Annotated in this window: 12 protein-coding genes and 1 pseudogene; 8 read left to right on the top strand and 5 right to left on the bottom strand. The window is 70.3% G+C overall.

The features are described from left to right. The 4 genes from PPSIR1_RS32415 to PPSIR1_RS32405 form a co-directional block, all read left to right on the top strand. On the top strand, positions 1–1,572 hold a 1,572-nt coding region (locus tag PPSIR1_RS32415; protein WP_006975468.1), incomplete at its 5' end, for a tetratricopeptide repeat protein. Between the two features lie 146 nt (positions 1,573–1,718). Further along, a complete protein-coding gene (locus PPSIR1_RS48545; RefSeq protein ID WP_006975467.1) occupies positions 1,719–1,979 on the top strand; it encodes a hypothetical protein in 261 nt (86 codons plus the stop codon). A 70-nt stretch (positions 1,980–2,049) separates the two neighbouring features. Beyond that, positions 2,050–2,292, top strand: coding sequence for a type II toxin-antitoxin system RelE/ParE family toxin (locus PPSIR1_RS48540; RefSeq protein ID WP_006975466.1), 243 nt, complete (start codon positions 2,050–2,052; stop codon positions 2,290–2,292). A gap of 96 nt (positions 2,293–2,388) precedes the next feature. Next, positions 2,389–4,518: a hypothetical protein gene (locus PPSIR1_RS32405; RefSeq protein ID WP_157596197.1), complete on the top strand. Its 2,130-nt coding sequence runs from the start codon at positions 2,389–2,391 to the stop codon at positions 4,516–4,518. Positions 4,519–4,535: 17 nt separating this feature from the next. Here the strand turns inward: PPSIR1_RS32405 and PPSIR1_RS32400 are convergent, their stop codons facing one another. Both PPSIR1_RS32400 and PPSIR1_RS44460 read right to left on the bottom strand, forming a co-directional pair. Further along, on the bottom strand, positions 4,536–5,393 hold the full coding sequence (locus PPSIR1_RS32400) for a PP2C family protein-serine/threonine phosphatase (protein ID WP_006975464.1): 858 nt from the start codon (positions 5,391–5,393) through the stop codon (positions 4,536–4,538). Then, a complete protein-coding gene (locus PPSIR1_RS44460) occupies positions 5,393–6,979 on the bottom strand; it encodes an FHA domain-containing protein (protein ID WP_086001901.1) in 1,587 nt (528 codons plus the stop codon). Before PPSIR1_RS44460 ends, PPSIR1_RS32400 begins: the two co-directional genes overlap by 1 nt. A 342-nt stretch (positions 6,980–7,321) precedes the next feature. On the opposite strand from PPSIR1_RS44460, the gene PPSIR1_RS32390 reads away from it, so the two are divergent. Then, the gene (locus PPSIR1_RS32390; RefSeq protein ID WP_006975462.1) at positions 7,322–10,531 is read left to right on the top strand and encodes a carboxypeptidase-like regulatory domain-containing protein; all 3,210 of its coding nucleotides are present in this window, start codon (positions 7,322–7,324) and stop codon (positions 10,529–10,531) included. On the opposite strand, the gene PPSIR1_RS32385 is transcribed toward PPSIR1_RS32390, so the two are convergent. Both PPSIR1_RS32385 and PPSIR1_RS32380 read right to left on the bottom strand, forming a co-directional pair. Next, positions 10,528–11,637, bottom strand: coding sequence for a hypothetical protein (locus tag PPSIR1_RS32385; protein ID WP_006975461.1), 1,110 nt, complete (start codon positions 11,635–11,637; stop codon positions 10,528–10,530). The two genes, PPSIR1_RS32390 and PPSIR1_RS32385, sit on opposite strands and share 4 nt — an antisense overlap. 71 nt (positions 11,638–11,708) lie before the next feature. Then, the gene (locus PPSIR1_RS32380; RefSeq protein ID WP_006975460.1) at positions 11,709–13,424 is read right to left on the bottom strand and encodes an FHA domain-containing protein; all 1,716 of its coding nucleotides are present in this window, start codon (positions 13,422–13,424) and stop codon (positions 11,709–11,711) included. A 532-nt stretch (positions 13,425–13,956) separates the two neighbouring features. Between PPSIR1_RS32380 and PPSIR1_RS32375 the strand changes: the two genes are divergently transcribed. Continuing rightward, complete coding sequence (locus PPSIR1_RS32375) at positions 13,957–15,192, top strand: trypsin-like serine protease (protein WP_006975459.1); 1,236 nt, start codon at positions 13,957–13,959, stop codon at positions 15,190–15,192. 92 nt (positions 15,193–15,284) lie between these two features. Next, complete coding sequence (locus PPSIR1_RS32370; RefSeq protein ID WP_006975458.1) at positions 15,285–15,746, top strand: cytochrome c-type biogenesis protein; 462 nt, start codon at positions 15,285–15,287, stop codon at positions 15,744–15,746. A 343-nt stretch (positions 15,747–16,089) separates the two neighbouring features. On the opposite strand, the gene PPSIR1_RS32365 is transcribed toward PPSIR1_RS32370, so the two are convergent. Beyond that, positions 16,090–16,869, bottom strand: a complete 780-nt coding sequence (locus PPSIR1_RS32365) for a hypothetical protein (RefSeq protein WP_006975457.1) — start codon at positions 16,867–16,869, stop codon at positions 16,090–16,092. A 1,175-nt stretch (positions 16,870–18,044) separates the two neighbouring features. On the opposite strand from PPSIR1_RS32365, the pseudogene PPSIR1_RS50430 reads away from it, so the two are divergent. Continuing rightward, positions 18,045–18,128 (top strand): annotated as a pseudogene (locus PPSIR1_RS50430) (50S ribosomal protein L17); the annotation flags it as partial. Positions 18,129–18,159: the final 31 nt, after the last annotated feature.

Raw genomic sequence — 18,159 nt, 5'->3', positions numbered from 1 at the left:
CTCGACTACGCCCACGGTCGCTTCGAGGCGGCCGAATCCCTCGGCGAGCACCTCTTGTTTGGCCCGGCCCCCGCGGACGAGGCGGAGGCTCAACGCCAGGCCCGCCTCGAGCGCGGCCGCGCCCTCCACGACTGGGTGCTCGGCACCAAGATCGAGGTCTATGGCGCCGACCACCCTCAGACCGGCGACGCGCGGCTCTACGTCGCCGCCTACCGCAAAGTCCAAGCCGGCACCGCCGCGGAGGCCGAGCAGGCGCGCCTGCTCGCCGAGGCCCTCGAGCTGACCCGCGAGGCCACCGAGACCTACCGGCGCAAGCTCGGCTGGGCCAACGCCTCGAGCGGCTTCGGGCTCCGCTCCCAGTTCTACATCCACATCGATCGTGGCGACCGCGACGCCGCCTTCGAGGTCATCCAGGAGGCCCTCGCGGTGGAGCTCGAGCTCGTCGGCGAGGGTCACCCGCGGAGCCTCGACGTCCGCGAGCTCTTCGGTCGGGAGCTCCTCGCCCGCCAGGAGTTCGAAGGCGCCGCCGAGCAGCTGCTCACGGTCTGGCGCGGGGTCGAGGCCCTCGACATCGACCTCCGCATCTCCCCCGCCTGGCTGCACCAGAGCATCGGCCACGCCTTCATCGGGCTCGGCCTGAACCTCGACGCCCTGCCCCACTACCGCGCCAGCGTCGAGCTCGCGCGCAGCGAGCTCGCCGACGCCCCGCGCGGCCGGATGATCGTCCACGAGAACCTGGCCGCCGCAATTTTGGACACGGTCGAGGCCGAGGGCGAGGACCCGCCCCAGGAGACGGCGACCGACCCTGCCCCGCTGCTCGCGGACGCCGAGGCCGCCCAGCGCGAAGCCATGGCCATCGTCCAGGCCCACGCCGACGACCCCGAGCACGGCCCGCGACTCCTCAGCCTCGATCCCGACGATTGGGCCGACGAGGCCGCGCGCGCCCTCGCCACGAGCCGAAAGCTCGCCGCCGGCCACACCAAGCTCGCGCGCATCGAGGTCGCCCGGGGCGATCTCCCCAAGGCCATCCAGGAGTGCCGCCGGGGCATCGAGCTCCTCGAAGAGAGCGACCTCGCCGTGGCCAGCTTCTACGCCCGGATCGCGCAGATCCACGTCCGCGCCGACGCCATCGACGAAGCCATCGACGCCTACGAGCGGGCCGCCGAGCTCGACGAGGCCCACGCGCGCTTGATGTTCGCCGCCACCCGCGACCAGCAGATCGGCCTGCTCGAGCGCGAGCGCGACAACCATGCGGGCCACGTCGCGGCCTACGCCCACGCCTACGAGCTCGGTCTCCGGCACGAGGCCGAAGCCGAGCCCTCAAAAGACCCGCAGGAGCGACGCGACTACGCCACGAACCTCGTCTTGCTCGCGCTGAACCTGGGCGGGACGCACGTCTTCAACGACGACTTCGAGCTGGGCATCCCCTACCTCATCGAGGCGCGGGACCGGCTGGAGGCTCTCGACCCGCCCGACCCAGGCTTGCGCTCGCAGGTGCTGATGCTGATCTCGATGGCGTGCGAGCACCTCCCCGAGCGGTCCCGGGCCAAGACCAAGGCCTGCCCGAGCTGAAGTGGAACCGAGGTCGACCGAGGTGGCCCAAGGCCAGGCCAGGCTCCACCCAAAAGTCCGCTCACGAAGCTTTGACGCGTACTGGCGGAAGATTTGAGTCTCCAGGCGTGCGCGGGCCCCCTCCCCGCCCGTGCTAGCCCGAGAGCATGACTCCCAAGAACTCCGCTCCCTTCAGCTGCCACGACGCGGTCCCGGCTGCGCCCGCGCCCGCGCTCATCTACCAGCTCCCCATGCCCGACGCCCCGAGCGAGGACGAAGTGCACATCGAACTCCGTCAGCGCCTCGATCGCATGGATGACAGCGAATACGCGACGGTCCACCACGCCGAGGTCGAGCGTCGGCTCCAGCTCGCCGTGCGCGCGGCCGAAGAGCAGCTCCCCGAGGACCCCGCACCGCCGACGGAGTGAGCGCCATGACGCGACGCCTCGAGCACACCCCAGAGGCGAGCGTGGACATCGAGGACGCAGCGAGCTGTTTTTGTCCAAGGCGCCATCGCTGGTCGCGCGCTTCGTCGACGCCCTCGAAGAGGCCCTGGAGGGGATTCGCCACCACCCCGAAACGTGGGCGAGCCTCGACGACGAGCTCCGGCGAGCGCTGGTCCGGCGCTTTCCTTACGCCGTGTACTACCGCGTGGAGGCCGAGCGCGTGTTGATCGTGGCGGTCCTCCATCAACGTCGCGCGCCGCGGACCTGGCGAGCGCGCGAACGCCGAGTCGCGTGACTCGAACTCGCCACGCTCGGGCTGCGGCCCCAGCGTGCGCGAGCCTTCTCGACGCATGCGCGTGGACTCTCGCGTCGAGCGTGGGACACTGCCGCGATGCCCCGCGCCCCCCGGCTTCGCTCCAGATACCCGCGCGCGCCTGTACTGGGCGTTGTCCTCGCCATCTCGGCCTGCGCGAGCCCTCGCCCCCCCGCAGACCCGCCGGCGCAGGTCGACGCGGGAGATCAGGCCCGCCGCGAGCTGAGCCAGGCCATTCGGCGAGCTGGGCCGTGGGCCGAGCTCGTCGCCCAGCGCACGAGCACGACGATGCAGCGCCTGCGTCAGCTCGTAGCGGCAGACGGCGCGAACCCGTGCCAGGCCGAGGCGGCGGCGCACCTGCGAAGCGTGGAGGCGACGCTGCTCGCCGACGCGCCCCTCGACCAACTCGCGCCCCGGGTGGCGCACCTCGACGAAGCCTTGTTTCGCCTACAGCTGCGCCTCGACACCTGCCTCGACAGCGAAGTCGCGCCGACGAGTCCCCAGCACGCCCCGAGCCGCCAAGTCCTCACCCACGCCCGCGCTCGGCGTTGGCTGGGCGAGCACGAGGGTCCCAGCGCCGAGCTCCGAGACCTGATTCACGCGCTCGATACCCGCACACCCTCGGTCGCGGCAGACCCCGAAGCGAAGCTGCTGCGCGTCGAGGCCCAGGTCGAGCTGAGCGCGACCCTGTTGCTCGGCGGAGACCCCTCTGGCGCCCACGAAGCTGCCCGTGAGGCCCGGGACCGCGCGCAGAAGCTGTCGGTTCGCGAGCAACTCGCCGCGCTGAACGCCCTCGCTCGGGCCCAGATCGAGCGCCGCCCCGTCGACGAGGAGCAGGACGCGGAGCTCGCCCGAGCCCTCGACGCCGCGCAGGCCCGAGCTGAGACCCGCCACGGACCCCTGCACCCGATCACGGCCGAGCTCCGCGTCACCCTCGCCGAGCTCCTGTACGCCCGCGGCCAGCTCGAAGGCGCCCGCGACCTCTACCTCGCGGCCCTCGACGCCTACGGCTCGACCCACGGCTGGCAAAACGTCGCCAGCGCTCGACTCCTCCCAAGGCTCTCCGCGATCGCCCTCGCGATCGGACCCAGCGACGACGCCCTGGACCACGCGCGGGCCTGGGTCGCCATGGAGCACGACCTCGTCGGCCGCGACCACCCACGCACGGCGCTCGCCCTCGCCCAGCTGGCCGGGGCCGCGATCCGGGTCCAGGACTTCGAGTTGGCGGCGGAGGCCCTCCATCAGCACCTCGCCATCGTCGAGGTGATCGGGCCCGCGCTCCAGCCTCTACTGCGGGCGTCCGGTTCGCCGCCGCTCATCGAGGCCTACCGCCAGCTCGCTCAGATCCATCGGCGCCGCGGCGATCGGCCGGCGATGCTGGCCAGCGACCGCAGCGCCCTCGCCATCGCCATCGACACCCTCGGCGACGACCCCAAGGCCCTCGCCGAGTCCTACGTGGTCTACGCCGGCGCCCTCTTCGACAGCACCCGCGACCCGGCGGAGCGCGCCGAGGCGATCGTCGCCCTCGAGACCGCCGTGGACCTCGCTCGCCGCCACGCCGGCACCCCCGAGCACCCCGAGTTCACCATCCGCCAGCGGGCCCTGTTCCTCGAAGAGCTCGGGCGAGCCCTCGAGCTCCAGGGCGAGCTCGAGCGCGCCGAGCAGATCAACCAGGAGGCCATCGACGACCTCCACGCCGTTTTGGATCCCAACGATCCGCTCAGCGAGCACGGAGGCAGCGTGCGCAGCGGGATCAGCGAGCTCGAGCACGCTCAGGCCCAGCTCGCCCTCGCCGCGGGGCGCGAGGCCGAGGCCCGGGCCCGCCTCGCGGCCGCCATCGAGCAGTGCGAACGCATCGATCGCTTTGGCCGGGCCTCGACCTTCGCCGCGGAGCTCGCCGAGCTCCTCGAGCGCGCTGGCGAAGGCGCGGCCGCCCTCGAGGCCCGTCGCCAGGCCCACAGCTTCGCCTCGAAGGGCGCCGGGGACATGACGATCCACGCCCGCGACATCACCAAGGCCGCGCTGCTCTTGGCCCAAGCCCTCGAGCGCGAGGGGCACTACGCCGAGGCAGTCCAGGCGTTCATCGAGGTCCGCGATCGCAGCCTGGCCATCGACGATGAACGCCTGGCCCGCGTGGGCGAAGACGGCGTCGAGGTCAACTGCGGGCGCCTCCGGCCCCGCGAAGCCCGGGCGGCCGGCTGCCCATGAACCAGACGGACCCCGCGCTACTGCAGGGTGTGCGAGGCCCGACGGACCTGCACGCCCTGATTGGGATCGGGGATCGGCAAGCCCTCGCCCAAAAAGCGCGCGATCCCGACGGTCACGTTGTCGGGTCCCCCGGCCGCGCACGCGGCCTCGGTCAGGGCTCGACAGCAGCGCACCGGGTCGTGGTGCTTGAGCATGATCTCGAGGATGTGGTTGTCGTCGAGGGGCCCGGTCAGCCCGTCGCTGCAGACCATCAGCACGTCGCCGGCGCAGGGGTTGGCGACGACCAGCTCGGGCTGGATCGTCGGCTGGACCCCGAGGGCCTGGAGCAGCACGTTGCGGTGCTCGTAGCTGCGCGCCTGGTCGGCGGTGAGTTGGCCGGTGGCGACCATCTGGCCGACGATGCTGTGGTCCGAGGTCAGCTGGGTCAGGGTCCGCCCGCGGCGGATGTAGGCCCGGGAGTCGCCGACGTGGACGATGTGCAGCTCGTGGCCGTAGATGAGCACGCCGGTCATGGTCGTGCCCATGCCGCGCTTGCCAGGGTGCTGGCGCGCGTACTCGGCGATGGCTCGGTTCGCCCCGACCACGGCGCCGAGCATCGCCTCTTGGACGTTGCTGGCCTCGTTGAGGGCGGTCGCGGCCATCAGCTTGTCGTAGAGGGTCTCGGCGGCGATGCGGCTGGCCTGATCGCCGGCCGCCGCCCCGCCCATGCCGTCGCACACGCCGATGAGGCCGATGCTCTCGGTCAGCTCCTGGACCGTGGTCGTCGGCCGCAGGCCGCGGACGCCGGTGGTGATGTTGGCGACGATGAAGGCGTCCTCGTTGCGCTCGCGGACGCAGCCGATCTCGGTTCGGGCAAACAGCTCGACGCGGGCCACTAGTCGTTCCTCACCCTGAAGATCTGATCGCCGACGCGGAACATCCCGCCGAAGGGCACGGTGGCCGGGCCGCGGGTTCGCAGGTAGGTGCCGTTGGCCGAGCCGAGGTCTTCGAGCATGACGGTCATGGATTGATCGTGGACGGCCATGCGCACCCGGGCGTGCTGGCGGCTCAAGAAGGCGTCCGAGGGGAACACGATCTCGCCGTCTTCGCGCCCGATGATCATCTCGTTGCCGCGCAGGTGGTAGCGATCGTCGACGATCTCCCCGACGCAGATCCGCACGAGCACCGCCCAGGGCGGCTTGACCGGCGAGCCAAAGCCGCGGACCTCGTAGTTGTCGAGGGGCGTCTCGGCCCAGCTCTGATCGAGACGATCGAGGCGCAGGAGCTGGTTGCCGAGGAGGAAGAGGTCTCCGGGGTAGACCGGCGCGGGCTCGGTCAGGCGCACGTAGACGCCGTTGCGCGAGCCCAGATCCGTGAGGTGCACGCCGCCCTCGACCAGGCTCAGGTGCGCGTGGCGGGGCGAGACGAAGGGATCGCTGGGGAAGGCGATGCCGCCCTGGCGACCGATCTCGACGCCGTGGGGGGGGATCGGGAAGCTCTCGCCTTCGAGGCCGTCGCGGCCGACGAGGACCAGGCGACTTTGAGCCTGCGCCCGGGGCTGCCCCCACGCCGGCGCCTCCGCGCTCGGGCCCGAGCTCGGGCTCGGGCTCTCGTGGGACACGGGGAAGTCCGTGCCGACCTGGCCCGAGTAGCTCGAGTGCGTGCTGAAGGGTCCGGCTCCGAGACCCTCGGCCGCGGGCTCGGGGTGCGCCGAGTGCCGCCCGCGCGGCCGCGGCGTGCCCGAAAAGGAGTCACCCGGCGAGGGCGGCGGTGAGGTGTAGCTCGGCTCCTGGAGACCCCCGACGGGGAGCGCGGGGCTCGTGCCCGAGTCGCCCGCGTCGAAGCCCGCGTAGTTGGGCCGGGGACGCGGAGCGCTGCGCCGGCGGGTCCGCGGCTGCGAGTCGGGGTTTGGGGACGAGCTCGGGGCGCCGCTGCCCTGCAGGCCGCTCGTCGGCGGCGGCGGCGAAGGCTTTTGGACCGGGTTTGGGCCCGTGCGGTTGGGCCGCGAGGTCGGGACCCCGCCGGTCTGGGGCCCCGGAGCGGGGGTGCCCAGCGGCGTGCGTTGAGGTCGAGGCGCCCGCCGACGCATCGGCGCCGCCGGAGCTTCGAAGCGCTGCGCGACGCCGATGCTCCGCGCGCCGCCTGGTCCGTTGTCTTGCCTCGCGCTCGGCGCGAGCTCGGTGTGTTCGCGCAGGGGCTGGCGAACGGGCGCGTCGTCACCGTAGGCGTCGGGGCCAAAGATGGCGCGCACGTTGAGCGAGCCCGTGGCCGGCCGGGGCAAGCGCTCCGAGAAGCGCAGCCCGCAGACTTGGCAAAAGGGCGCCGAGCTCGTCACCTGGGATCCGCAGCGCGCACACTTGAGAAGGCCCGCCTTGGGCGGACTTTGCTGCTGCACGCGCAGATCGTAATCACAGACCTGACACCGGCCTGCGTCGGATGGATTCTCGGTGCCGCAGGCGGGGCAAGGGGTGGTGTCAGGCATGAAGACCGGGCTCCGCGTGCGGGCCTCGAAGGCCCCGCGGCCCCACGTGGACCGCGTTCCCAGTCTGCCCAGACTATCGGTCGGTCTCGGGCCCGTCAATCAAAGACACACCTCGACGCACACGCGCGAAGAGGGGCGGAAAACTCCCGGGATCGGCGTCAGCCCGGTCACCGCCATGCGTTGGGACGCGGCGGAGAGATCCCGCTCCCACCCCAGGCCCCGCGACACGGGGCGACTCGGGACACCTCACGCCGGCTCCAGGCCTGCCTCCAGCTCGCGCCCTCGACCTTGAAAGGCCCCCCAGGCTGGGATAGACCGCGGAGCCCCCCTTCTCGGCCCCGGATGACTTCACGCCCGCAGCACCCCTCGCGCCTCGCCCCCTGGGCGGTCACGGTCGCCCTGCTCGGCCTCGCCCCAGGCTCGCTCGGCTGCGCCCCCATCGTGCGCCCTGCCCCCTTCGAGGGCGCCCGGACGCAGGTCACCGACACCAGCTTGCTCGGTCCCTTCGACGGGCAGATCGTCGACTCGACCACGGGCGAGCCGATCCAGGACGCCGTCGTCGTCGGGGTGTGGTCCTACGATCGGGGCGACGGCTTCATCGGGCCGCACGGCTCGGAGTCCGTGTCGGTCCAGACCGACTCCGCCGGGCGCTACCGCATCCGGCGAGCGCCGACGCGGGTCCGCGGCACCACCGTGCGCCTCGTGTCCTTCCACCTCGTGGTCTACAAGCGCGGCTACGCCAGCTACCGCTCCGAGTCGCTGATGCTCGGGGGCGCGCGCCGGGACTTCACCGGCCGACACAACCGCATCGTCATGGACAAGTGGCGCGAGCGGGACTCCCACGCCGACCACCTGCTCTTCCTCGCGCCGCCCCGGGAGGTCCGCCGGGTCGCCGGCTGGGAGGAGCGCGACGCCAACCTCGATCTCTACCGGGCCCTCGGCGGGAGCACGGGCGAGAGCGCGGGCCTCCAGCCCGAAGGCGGCGGCCAAGAGGGCGGCGAGGCCCCGTCGAGCCTCGAAGACCTGTGGCTCGAGGCCACCGAGGTCATGCTCCCCGAGGACGTCGCCATGCGCACCGGCTTTGACGGCGAGTTCGTCGTCGAGGACCTCGGCGACTTCCCGCGCAGCCACTTCTATCACGGCGTGCTCTACCGGGCCGAGGGCCTCGAGCAGGAGTACGACTTCTCCTTCCGCGTGTGGCACGAGCCGCCCGGCGGCCTCGATCCCGTCGTCCAGATCTTCAAGGACAACCTGCCCGTGGAGCCGAGCGCCGAGGTCACCCCGGAGACCTGGGTCTACGAGGAGCCCGGCACGCAATTTCGCGGCGTCGGCTTCGTCGACCGCGAGACCGAGACCGGCGTGCTGGTCAGCTGCGGCCCCGCGCAGTGCATCGACGTGGAGACGGCGATCATCCTGGCCAAGTACATCAGCGGGCGCCTCGACAAGCTCGAGCGTCTGCCCGCGGTCGCCGAGGCGAGCGAGAGAGAGCCCGCCGATGCCGAGTCGGGCGAACCTGGCGAGTCGGGCGAACCTGATCGAGGCGGAGACCGACCCCGCCGAAAGCAGCGACGCGCACGCGACCGACTCGGACTCGGAACCGGAAGCGGACGCGAGCGAAACCGACGAGGAGCCCACGCCATGACGCATCGACTCCGCCGCCGCCGTCGGCCCCTCGCCGTGAGCCTCGCGCTCACCCTCGGCGTGAGCGGGGCCGCCCTCGGCCTCGCCCCCGCGAACACAGCCCAGGCCTGGGACCCCTCGACCACCCACCAGGGTCTGCTCGAGGCCGCGATCACCCGCAGCACCATGCACCTGCGCTGGATGGACGCGAGCGAGCTCGAGCGCGGCCTGTTCACCAGCTTGCGCCTCGATCCCCAGCGCCTCGACGAGGACGAGCTGCGCCTGGTTCGGCTGGCCATCGCCCGCGGCCACGCGGACGTCGGCGCGGCGCCGCTGGGCGGTCCCGGGGCCTGCCCGCGCGCCGACGCCCCCGCGGACACCCAGCTGTTTTGCGTCGACCGGGACCTGTGGCAGCTCTCGGCCCTCGGCTGGCTGCGCCTGGGCATGGTCGCCGAGGTCTCCCCGCCCGCGCGCCACACCCACCACTTCCTCGATCGCCAGCAGCCCGAGTCCGCGAGCTGGTCGGACCAGGAGCTGTCGGCGACGGTGCTCCGCGCCCGCTCGGCCCGGTCCAACGGCGAGCCGCGGGCCGGCGTCGCGACGCGGACCAACTTCGACGGCAGCTCGCCCTCGGCCATGGCCTGGCTCGAGGACGACGCCGACCTGCTCGCGCCCCCGCGGACCTTCGAGCACCTGCGCGCGGCGAGCCTCGCCCCCACCCTGGCCGAGCGCGAGCACCACCTCGCCCTCGCGCTCATGGGCGTCGGCGCCCTGCTCCACGTCGTCCAGGATCTCTCGGTCCCGGCCCACGCCCGCGGAGACGCGACCGCCTTCTTCGCGCCCCTGTCCCCTGCCCCCGGCGACCGCGGCCTGCCCCTGCAAGAGTTCGCCCGGGTCGAGTATGGGCGCAGCGCCCTGCCGACCGCCTCGACCCTGCTCTCGGGCGCGCCCACGGCCGCGGAGGCCGGCGAGGACAGCTCGAGCGCGGCCGGTGGCTTCCCCTCCGGGGTGCCGATCAGCGCCACCCTCGCGGGCCACCTGCTCGGGCCGACCGGCGTCGCCAGCCTCGCCCGCGGGCACTTCTTGTCCGAGACCAGCCTGCCCGCGCCGGCCTACCTCGACGACAACCTCAGCGCCTCCGAGGCCGCCCAGGCCCTGCTCGGCGACGACCACGGCCTCGACCCGGTCGAGGTCGACGGGGCCATCTTGTCGCCCTGGCCCGCCCAGCGCGGCTACCTGCTCAGCCCCACCGGCCGGGCCCTCGCGGCCTTCGACCTGGACCTCGAGGGCCGCGTGCGCCCCTACCTCGACGAGACCTGCTACCGCGATCAGAGCGCGCTCTTGCTGCCCGCGGCCGTCGAGGTCACCCGCTCGATCCTCGACCTGCTGTGGCCGGCCTTCCCCGAGGCGCGCGTGTCCGCCGACGGCGTCGCCCTGACCTTGCCGCCGACCTGGCGCGGGGCCACCGTGCACGTGCTCGTCGAGACCGGCGGCGGGGAGCGGCGCGAGCTCGCCAGCTTGCCGCTCACCGACACCCCCGAAGGCGCCGAGCCCTCAGAGCAGCGCCTGCCCTTCGCCCAGCCCGAGCTGGTCGAGGGCGAGCGCGTGGTCCTGGTGTTGACCGCCGAGCGCGACGGCCCGCCCGTGGTCCTCGAGCAGGTCGTGTCTGGGGACGCCCTCACCACGCCCGCACCTGATCCGGAGCCCGAGCCGGCGCCCGAGCCCGAGCCGGCGCCCGAGCCGACCCCGGGCGAAGACGGCGACGCGTCTGCGGATGCAGCCGCAGAGCAACCCGAAGACGCCGCTGTTCCAGACGACGCCGCTGCTCCAGACGACGCCGCTGCTCCGGACGACGCCGCTTCTCCGGACGACGCCGATACCTCGACCGAGGCTGAGGCCGCCCCCGAAAGCGACAGCGACACGCCCGACTAGGCGTCGTCGTCTTCGTCGAAGGTCCAGGGCAGCGACTCGACGGCGGACCGCAACCCGAGCAGGCCGAGGTGCCGCGGCTCGACGCTCAGCCCGAGCTCGAGCAGCTCCTGGGCCCGGTGGCGATCCTCGTGCTCGATGGCCTCGCGCAGGCCCTGCTCCCGCGCGGCGACAAAGCCCGGATCCCGCTCGAGCACCTGGGCCGCGAGGCGCACCCGGGCCTGCTCGCCGAGCTTGCCCGCGTCCACGCTCGGATCGCAGCTGCGCGCTTGCCAGGCCAAGAACAGCGCGGCCAGGTGCGGATCGCCAGCGTGCTCGGCCGCCGTGGCGAAGGCTTCGGAGGCCTCGCCGCGCACTCCCTCGCGCTCGCGCGCGTCTCGACAGCCCGCCTCGTCTTCGGCCTCGACCATGGCCAGGCACGCCCGGCCGAGCTCCCAGTGGGCCCAGGCAAAGCTGGGGGCGCAGTGCAGCACCCGGCGCAGCTCCGACCGCGCGGCGCGGAACTCCCGGGCGCGGCGCAGCAGCTGGCCGAGGCGAAAGCGGGGAAAGGGCGCGTCCTCGTCGAAGTCGAGGCGCCGCCGCAGCAGCCTCCGCTCGCTCCGCTGGTTGAGCGCGCCGTGCTCTTCGAACAGGCCCTCGCGATACTCGCCCTCGTCGTCGTAGAGCAGCGCCATCTCGGCGACGAGGGCCAGGGCCAGCTTGGCCACGGACGAGGCGTAGGGCGAGCGCTCGCCGTCGTCCTCGACCATGACCACCTCGGCGCCCTCTTCCCAGGGATCGGCCGGGACCACCAAGAGGATGCGTCCGATCTCCCCGATGACGACGTCGCCGGCTTGCAAGATCCCCTCGCCGTCCGCCCGGGCCTGCGCGGCCTCGAGCTCGGCGCAGGCCAGGATCCGCGCCTCCCCGTTGCCGAGATCGAGTCCGTCCCAGCGCCGCCACAAGGCCACGGCCTGTTCGGACATGCCCTCGCCGCTGGCGAGCAGCGCGGCCACGGCCTCAGCCGGCGCCGGGCCGCCCACCTGGTGCAGACCGATCGGCGCGTCGACGAGCCGATCTTCGATGCGGTCCAGGAGGGCTTCGAGGCTACGGTTGCGCTTGCGTCCCACGGCGATGATCCGCCGGGGTCATAGCGCTTTGCGCCGCCGGGGAAAAGCTCGGGCGCGCGGGTCCAGCCCGATCAGGGCTTGAACACGGTCATCGGCACGGTGATCCCGCGCTCGGCCAGCTGCGTGATGAAGTGGGGCACGGTCCCCGTGGGGCGGAATTCCGTGCCGTCGCTCCCCTTCATGGCCCGGAAGATGGGCATGTGGACGATCTGGTCACCCTCCTTGACCCGCGGCTCGACGAGCTCGATGACCTGCATGGCCTCGCCGTTGACGCCCACGGTGATCCGCACGAGCAAGTCCACAGAGCGCGCGAGGGCCACGGTCAGGGCCTGAATCGCGCCGCTGGCGACCGTGCTGAGGGCGGCGAGGCGGCTCAGCGCGTGGGCCGAGTCGATGCCCCAGACCGAGACCACGGCCCCGGCGGTCGCCCCGGACACCGCGTCGATGACCGCCGCCGCGTCCTCGTGGCGGGTGCGCTGGGACACCAGCAGGTCGACGCCGCCGCGCAGCAGCACGCCGAGGGCGTCGGACAGGTGCACGGTGTCCGCGGGGTCCGCGATGCGGCGGACCTGGATCCAGCTGCGCTGGCTCGCGCCCAACTGCCCCGTGTCGGAGATGCAGACCACGCGCAGATCGTCGGGCACCTCGCCGCACAGCGCCCCCATGAAGCGCTCGAGGTTGACGCCGCCCGAGGCCGAGATGAGCAGGCGCCGCGTCCCGCGGATCGCCGCCCGCAGCACCTCGCGCATGTCCTCGCTGAGCACGCCCTCTTGGACCAGGGCCGAGAGGTTGTTGGCGTCCGTCCGCGTCCGCCGCAGGTTGAGCACGGGGCTCTGGACCTGCGTCGGCGGCAGCAAGGCGTACATGTAGAGGCCGTCGGCGACCTTGCCCTCGAGGATCTGCGCGCCCTCGACGAGGAAGCCCCACTGCCGCGCCAAACGACGACAGGCCAGGCTCAGCGCCCGATCGCCCGAGAATCGACGGGCGACCAGCTCAGCCCGCGCGTTCTCTCCGCCGCCCTCGCGGACGACGCGGATCGAGCCGCCCCCGACGACCTGAATCTCGGCCACGCTGTCGTCTTGCATCAGCTCGGTCAGCGGCCCGAGCTCGAGGAGCTCGCGACGGATCCGGCCCTTGAGCGGCTCGACGTCGACCTCCTTCTCGATCTCCCCGTTGCGCTGCAGCTCGGCGATCATCGAGTCGATCAGCGCCACGGCCCGCTCGCGGTCGGAGTCCGAGATCGACGCCGCGTTGAGCGGATCGAGGTCGCGAATGTTGATCAGCGCCGTGCGGATGACCCGACCGGCGATCTTGTCGAGGACCGCGCTCTCCACCCCCGCCCCGGCGACTCGGCGCGCAGAGGTCATCAGCCCGCCGTCGTCCTCTTCGCGCCCGGGCAAGGGCTCGCCCGGCTCGGCGTCATTGGGCGGCACGGCGACGGCCTGGCGCTTGCCCGCGACCTCGATCTCGGCCCGCTCTCGGGGCGCGATCGACGGGTCGTCGCCCTCGAGCATCAAGATGAAGTCGCCGACGTAGATCCGATCGGAGCGGCGGATGCGTCGGGGCTGCACGATGCGCCGGCCGTTGACGTAGGTCCCGTTGGTGCTCTCGAGGTCGAGGACCTCCACCGCCCCCGCAACCCGGCGAAAGCGCAGGTGATGCTTGGACACGTTCGCCCGATCGAGGAGCAGCTGGTTGTCCTCCTCGCGCCCAACGGTGAACTGGTCGCCCTCGAAGGGGAAGCGCTGGGTCTTGCCACCTTTTTCGTGGACGACGATGGAAAGCACGACTCTGGCTTACCCCGAGCCGGGCGTGCTCATCAAGCGCCATCCTCGCCTGTGCGTGGCCTCCACGGCCGGTCCCGCGACCCGCTCGAGATCCTCGTCTTTCGCGGCCCGACCAGCAATCGCAGATCGGTGGTGCTTTGATCACCGGACGACAGCCTGAAATCTCCGCTGGGGACCTCGCACGCTCGAATGACCCATCTAAATTTCTGAACGCTCATCGTCGCACATTGTGGGTTCACTCAACTGCAAGTTGTGTAGCCATACCCTGGACTACTTTCACCTACACGTGGTGCTAAGTTGCTCTTTTCCCAACATGTACGTATTTCGGCTCACAGTTCCCTCAAAAACTCCGAGAACAGTGTGTATGCTCGCAAAACATGGTTGCCCAAGTGTGAGTGTTCTAAACTTTGGACTCCAAATTGTGGGCCCGCTGACCTAGGTTGGCCGCGTCGTGACCAGCCAAAACCCCCACAAGCCCCTCCGCGCTCTCAACGCCCTCCCCCTCCTTGGTGCCGCGATTAGCGCAAGCTTCGTGCTGTCCGCGTGTGATCCCGAAGAGGGGCGTCCTGAGCGCCCTGAAGGCATCAGCATCGACGATGAGGAAGAGAAGGCTGAGGACGAGGCGATCGAGCGCCCCGGCACCAGCGAGGACGAGACCGACATCTACGGTGGCGGGCCCGTCAATAGCTGCGCATGGCCCACGACGGTCTCCCTCAGCGGCTCGTGCACCGGCACCCTCATCCACCCCGAGGTGGTCATCTACGCGGCCCACTGCGGCACCAACTACAGCTCCATCCGCTTCGGCGACGACATCTCCGGGCAAAACGACGGCTTCTACGTCGGCACCGAGTACTGCAAGAAATTCCCCGGCTACTCCAACGTCGGCAACGGCAACGACTTCGCCTACTGCAAGCTCGTCCAGCCCGTCGACGACTACCCCATCGTCCCCCCGGTCATGGGCTGCGAGACCGACTACCTCCAGCCGGGCCAGCCGGTGACCGTGGTCGGCTTCGGCAACGCCGACGACAACCTCGGCTACGGCATCAAGCGCGAGGTCAAGACGACCATCAACTACATCACCAACAAGGACGAGGCCTTCGTCGGCGGCAACGGCGAGGACTCGTGCCAGGGCGACTCGGGCGGCCCGGTGTTCACGCAGCTCAACGACGGCAGCTGGCGCGTGTTCGGCATCACCTCCTACGGCGGCGCCTGCGGAACCGGCGGCTACTACTCGATGATGCACATCGGCATGCCCTGGTTCGAGTCGGACTCGGGCATCGACCTGACCCCCTGCCACGACGCCGACGGGACCTGGAACCCCGGGCCCGAGTGCACGGAATTCCCGATGTTCCCCTCGGTCGGCGGCGGCGGCTGGCCGAGCTGCAACGTCGGCGCGGTCACGGGTGAGTCCTCGAGCTGCGGCGCCCCCTACGGCGGCGGCCAGCCGGACCCCGACCCCCAGCCCGACCCCGACCCCACCCCCGAGCCCGATCAAAACTCCTGCGGCGACACCAACAGCTGCGGCGGCCAGGCGCCCGGCGGCTGCTACTGCGACGATCTGTGCGCCCAGTACAACGACTGCTGCGACGACTACGCTGGCGCGTGCACCGATGAGCCCGCCCCCGAGCCCGAGCCCGAGCCCGAGCCCGACCCAAACTCCTGCGGCGACACCAACAGCTGCGGCGGCAAGGCCCCCGGCGGCTGCTACTGCGACAGCCTCTGCACCCAGTACAACGACTGCTGCAGCGACTACGCCAACGCCTGCTGATCCCGACCGACCCTGAGAATCGAGACCCGAGCGGGGGACCCACCCAGGTCCCTCGCTCGCTTTGTTAACGTCCGTGCTAGGGTCTCGCCTCGATGAGCTCCCCTGCTCAGCCCTCTGCCAACGATCTCCAGGCCGAAGCCGTCGCCCGCGACATCGCCAGCGACATGCCTTCGCCCTACTGCCCGGGTCGGTCCATCGCCAGCTGCCCCAGCCAGGCCGCCCGCGAGCTCGAAGACGACATCCTCGAGCTCGCCAAGGACGGCAAGGAAAAGGGCGAGATCGAGGCGATCTTGGTCCAGCGCTTTGGCGAGGACAAGATGGGCAGCAGCTCCCAGGGCGAAATCCTCGCGGCCGTGGTGCTCGGGACGGTGCTGGCTCTGGTCGCCATCGTGCTGTTGGCGCGGCGCTGGATGCAGCCTGCCGACGCCGCGGCTGGAGTCGCGAGCGGCGGCGCGGTCAAAGCCAAGACCAAGGCCAGCGCCGGCCTCGATGGGGTCAGCGTCGACGAGCTCGACCGCCTCGAGGACGCCCTCGACGAGCTCGACGAGCTCTGATGCTGTTCTGCCCCCGCGGGCGCCTGAGGACCGGGGGCGCTTCGTCGCTGTCCGCTCCTCCGCTGGGGCTGGTGGGCAATGGGGTTCGTGCCCTCTAGAGGGCATGGGGTCACCCCCGTTCCGGGGGTGCGGTCTGCCGGGGATGGAGAATCATCTGCCTTCTAGGGGCATGGGTCACCCCGTTCCGGGGGTGCGGTCTGCCGGGGATGGAGAACCATCTGCCTTCTAGAGCGCCGCTCGGTTTGAGCCCGCGGCCCAGGGTGCATGGGGGTTGCCGAACCCAAAATGAAGCGAGCAGCCCGATTGGGGCTGCTCGCTCGTTTCGTGGGGCCTGCGTCTGGGCCTACTTCTTGCGCTTCGGGGGCTTGAGCACCGGGTCGCAGAACTTCTCCCACTTCTTCATCTCCTTCTCGCTCTCCGGGTCCGGGAAGGAGATCGGTGCGCCGATCTTGTTGGAGTAGTCGACGACCTTGTTCTCGACCACGAGCCACAGGGCGTCCTGGCGCTTGATCAGCTTGGCGTCCCCGTCGTTGTAGGCGGAGGGATAGCCGTTCATGACCAGCTCGTGGGCCTCGATGATGTTCGAGATGTACTTGGACTTGGTCAGGACCTCCTGACCCTCGGCCGCGAACAGGCGCTGCTGCCAGCCGTCGACGTGGGGGATGAAGGCCCGCTTGAAGTTGTCCCACTGGACCGACTCGGGGCTCCCCGGCTCGACACCGACCGCCTTGTCACCCTCGGACTTCATCTTGTCCCGGAGGCAGCGGAGCTCCTTCCAGTAGTTGTGCATCTTCTTGGAGTTCTTCTTGTCCCACTTGTAGAGGTGCTTTTCGCCCTCGGGATCCTTGCGGTTCCAGGCGGCCAGCTCCTCGGCGGTGGGCTCGGGCAGCTCCGAAGTGGGGATCTCCTTCTTTTCCTTGTCCCCTTCCTTCTTGTCCGCCTTGGGCTCGGGCTCGTCGGCCTTTTGCATGGCCGAGACCGCGTCGGTCTTCTCCCCGTCGGTGCAAGCACCAAAGCAGACGAGGGAGGCCAGAGCGAGGGTCCCAGCGAGACCTGAGAAGCCATGGGCGTGCAGGGGGCGAATCGACATGTGGATCTCCTTGAAGCGCGAACCCCCGCGCATGGTGCGAGGGTGTGCGACGGCGGGGCCACTGTAGCGACCGACCGGCGACGCTGTAAAGCACTCCGCTCACGACCATCGCCCCGGCCCCTCGACCCCTCGCGACCCTCCCTCGATGACCGCCTGTCGCTGCCGGCAGCCCGTTCCTGGCTCCGTTGGGGTTATGCTGGGCGCAGGAGGATCCAACCATCATGGCGAAGACCAAGAAGAAGGCGGCTGGGAAGAAGGCCCCCGCCAGGAAAAAAGCTGCGGCCAAGAAGAAGCCTGCCAGGAAGAAGACCGCGGCCAAGAAGAAGACTGCGGCCAAGAAAAAGACTGCGGCCAAGAAGAAGACTGCGGCCAAGAAGAAGACTGCGGCCAAGAAGAAGACCGCGGCCAAGAAGAAGACCGCGGCCAAGAAGAAGACCGCGGCCAAGAAGAAGCCGGCCAAGAAGAAGGCCGCGGCCAAGAAAAAGGCCGCCAAGAAGAAGCCGGCCAAGAAGAAGGCCGCCAAGAAGAAGACCGCCGCCAAGAAGAAGAAGACCGCAGCCAAGAAGAAGACTGCGGCCAAGAAGAAGACCGCGGCCAAGAAGAAGACCGCGGCCAAGAAAAAGGCCGCCAAGAAGAAGACCGCGGCCAAGAAAAAGGCTGCCAAGAAGAAGACTGCGGCCAAGAAGAAGACTGCGGCCAAGAAGAAGACTGCGGCCAAGAAGAAGACCGCGGCCAAGAAAAAGGCCGCCAAGAAGAAGACTGCGGCCAAGAAGAAGACTGCGGCCAAGAAGAAGACTGCGGCCAAGAAGAAGACTGCGGCCAAGAAGAAGACTGCGGCCAAGAAGAAGACTGCGGCCAAGAAGAAGACTGCGGCCAAGAAGAAGACCGCGGCCAAGAAAAAGGCCGCCAAGAAGAAGACCGCGGCCAAGAAAAAGGGCGCCAAGAAGAAGACCGCGGCCAAGAAAAAGGGCGCCAAGAAGAAGACTGCGGCCAAGAAGAAGACTGCGGCCAAGAAGAAGACCGCGGCCAAGAAGAAGACCGCGGCCAAGAAGAAGACCGCGGCCAAGAAGAAGACCGCGGCCAAGAAAAAGACCGCGGCCAAGAAGAAGACCGCGGCCAAGAAGAAGACCGCGGCCAAGAAGAAGACCGCGGCCAAGAAGAAAACTGCGGTCAAGAAGAAGACTGCCAAGAAGACTGCCAAGAAGGCCGCAAAGAAAAAAGCGGCCAAGAAGGTCGCCGCTCCGAAGACCGCCAAGAAAAAGGCTGCCAAGAAAAAAGCTGCCAAGAAGAAGGCCGCAAAGCCCGGTCCGAGCACTGTCGAGC

The sequence above is a fragment of the Plesiocystis pacifica SIR-1 genome (genome assembly GCF_000170895.1).
GTDB lineage: Bacteria > Myxococcota_A > Polyangia > Nannocystales > Nannocystaceae > Plesiocystis > Plesiocystis pacifica.
Note: the sequence above shows the minus strand (reverse complement) of the source record. Positions and strands in the feature narration are given on the sequence as shown.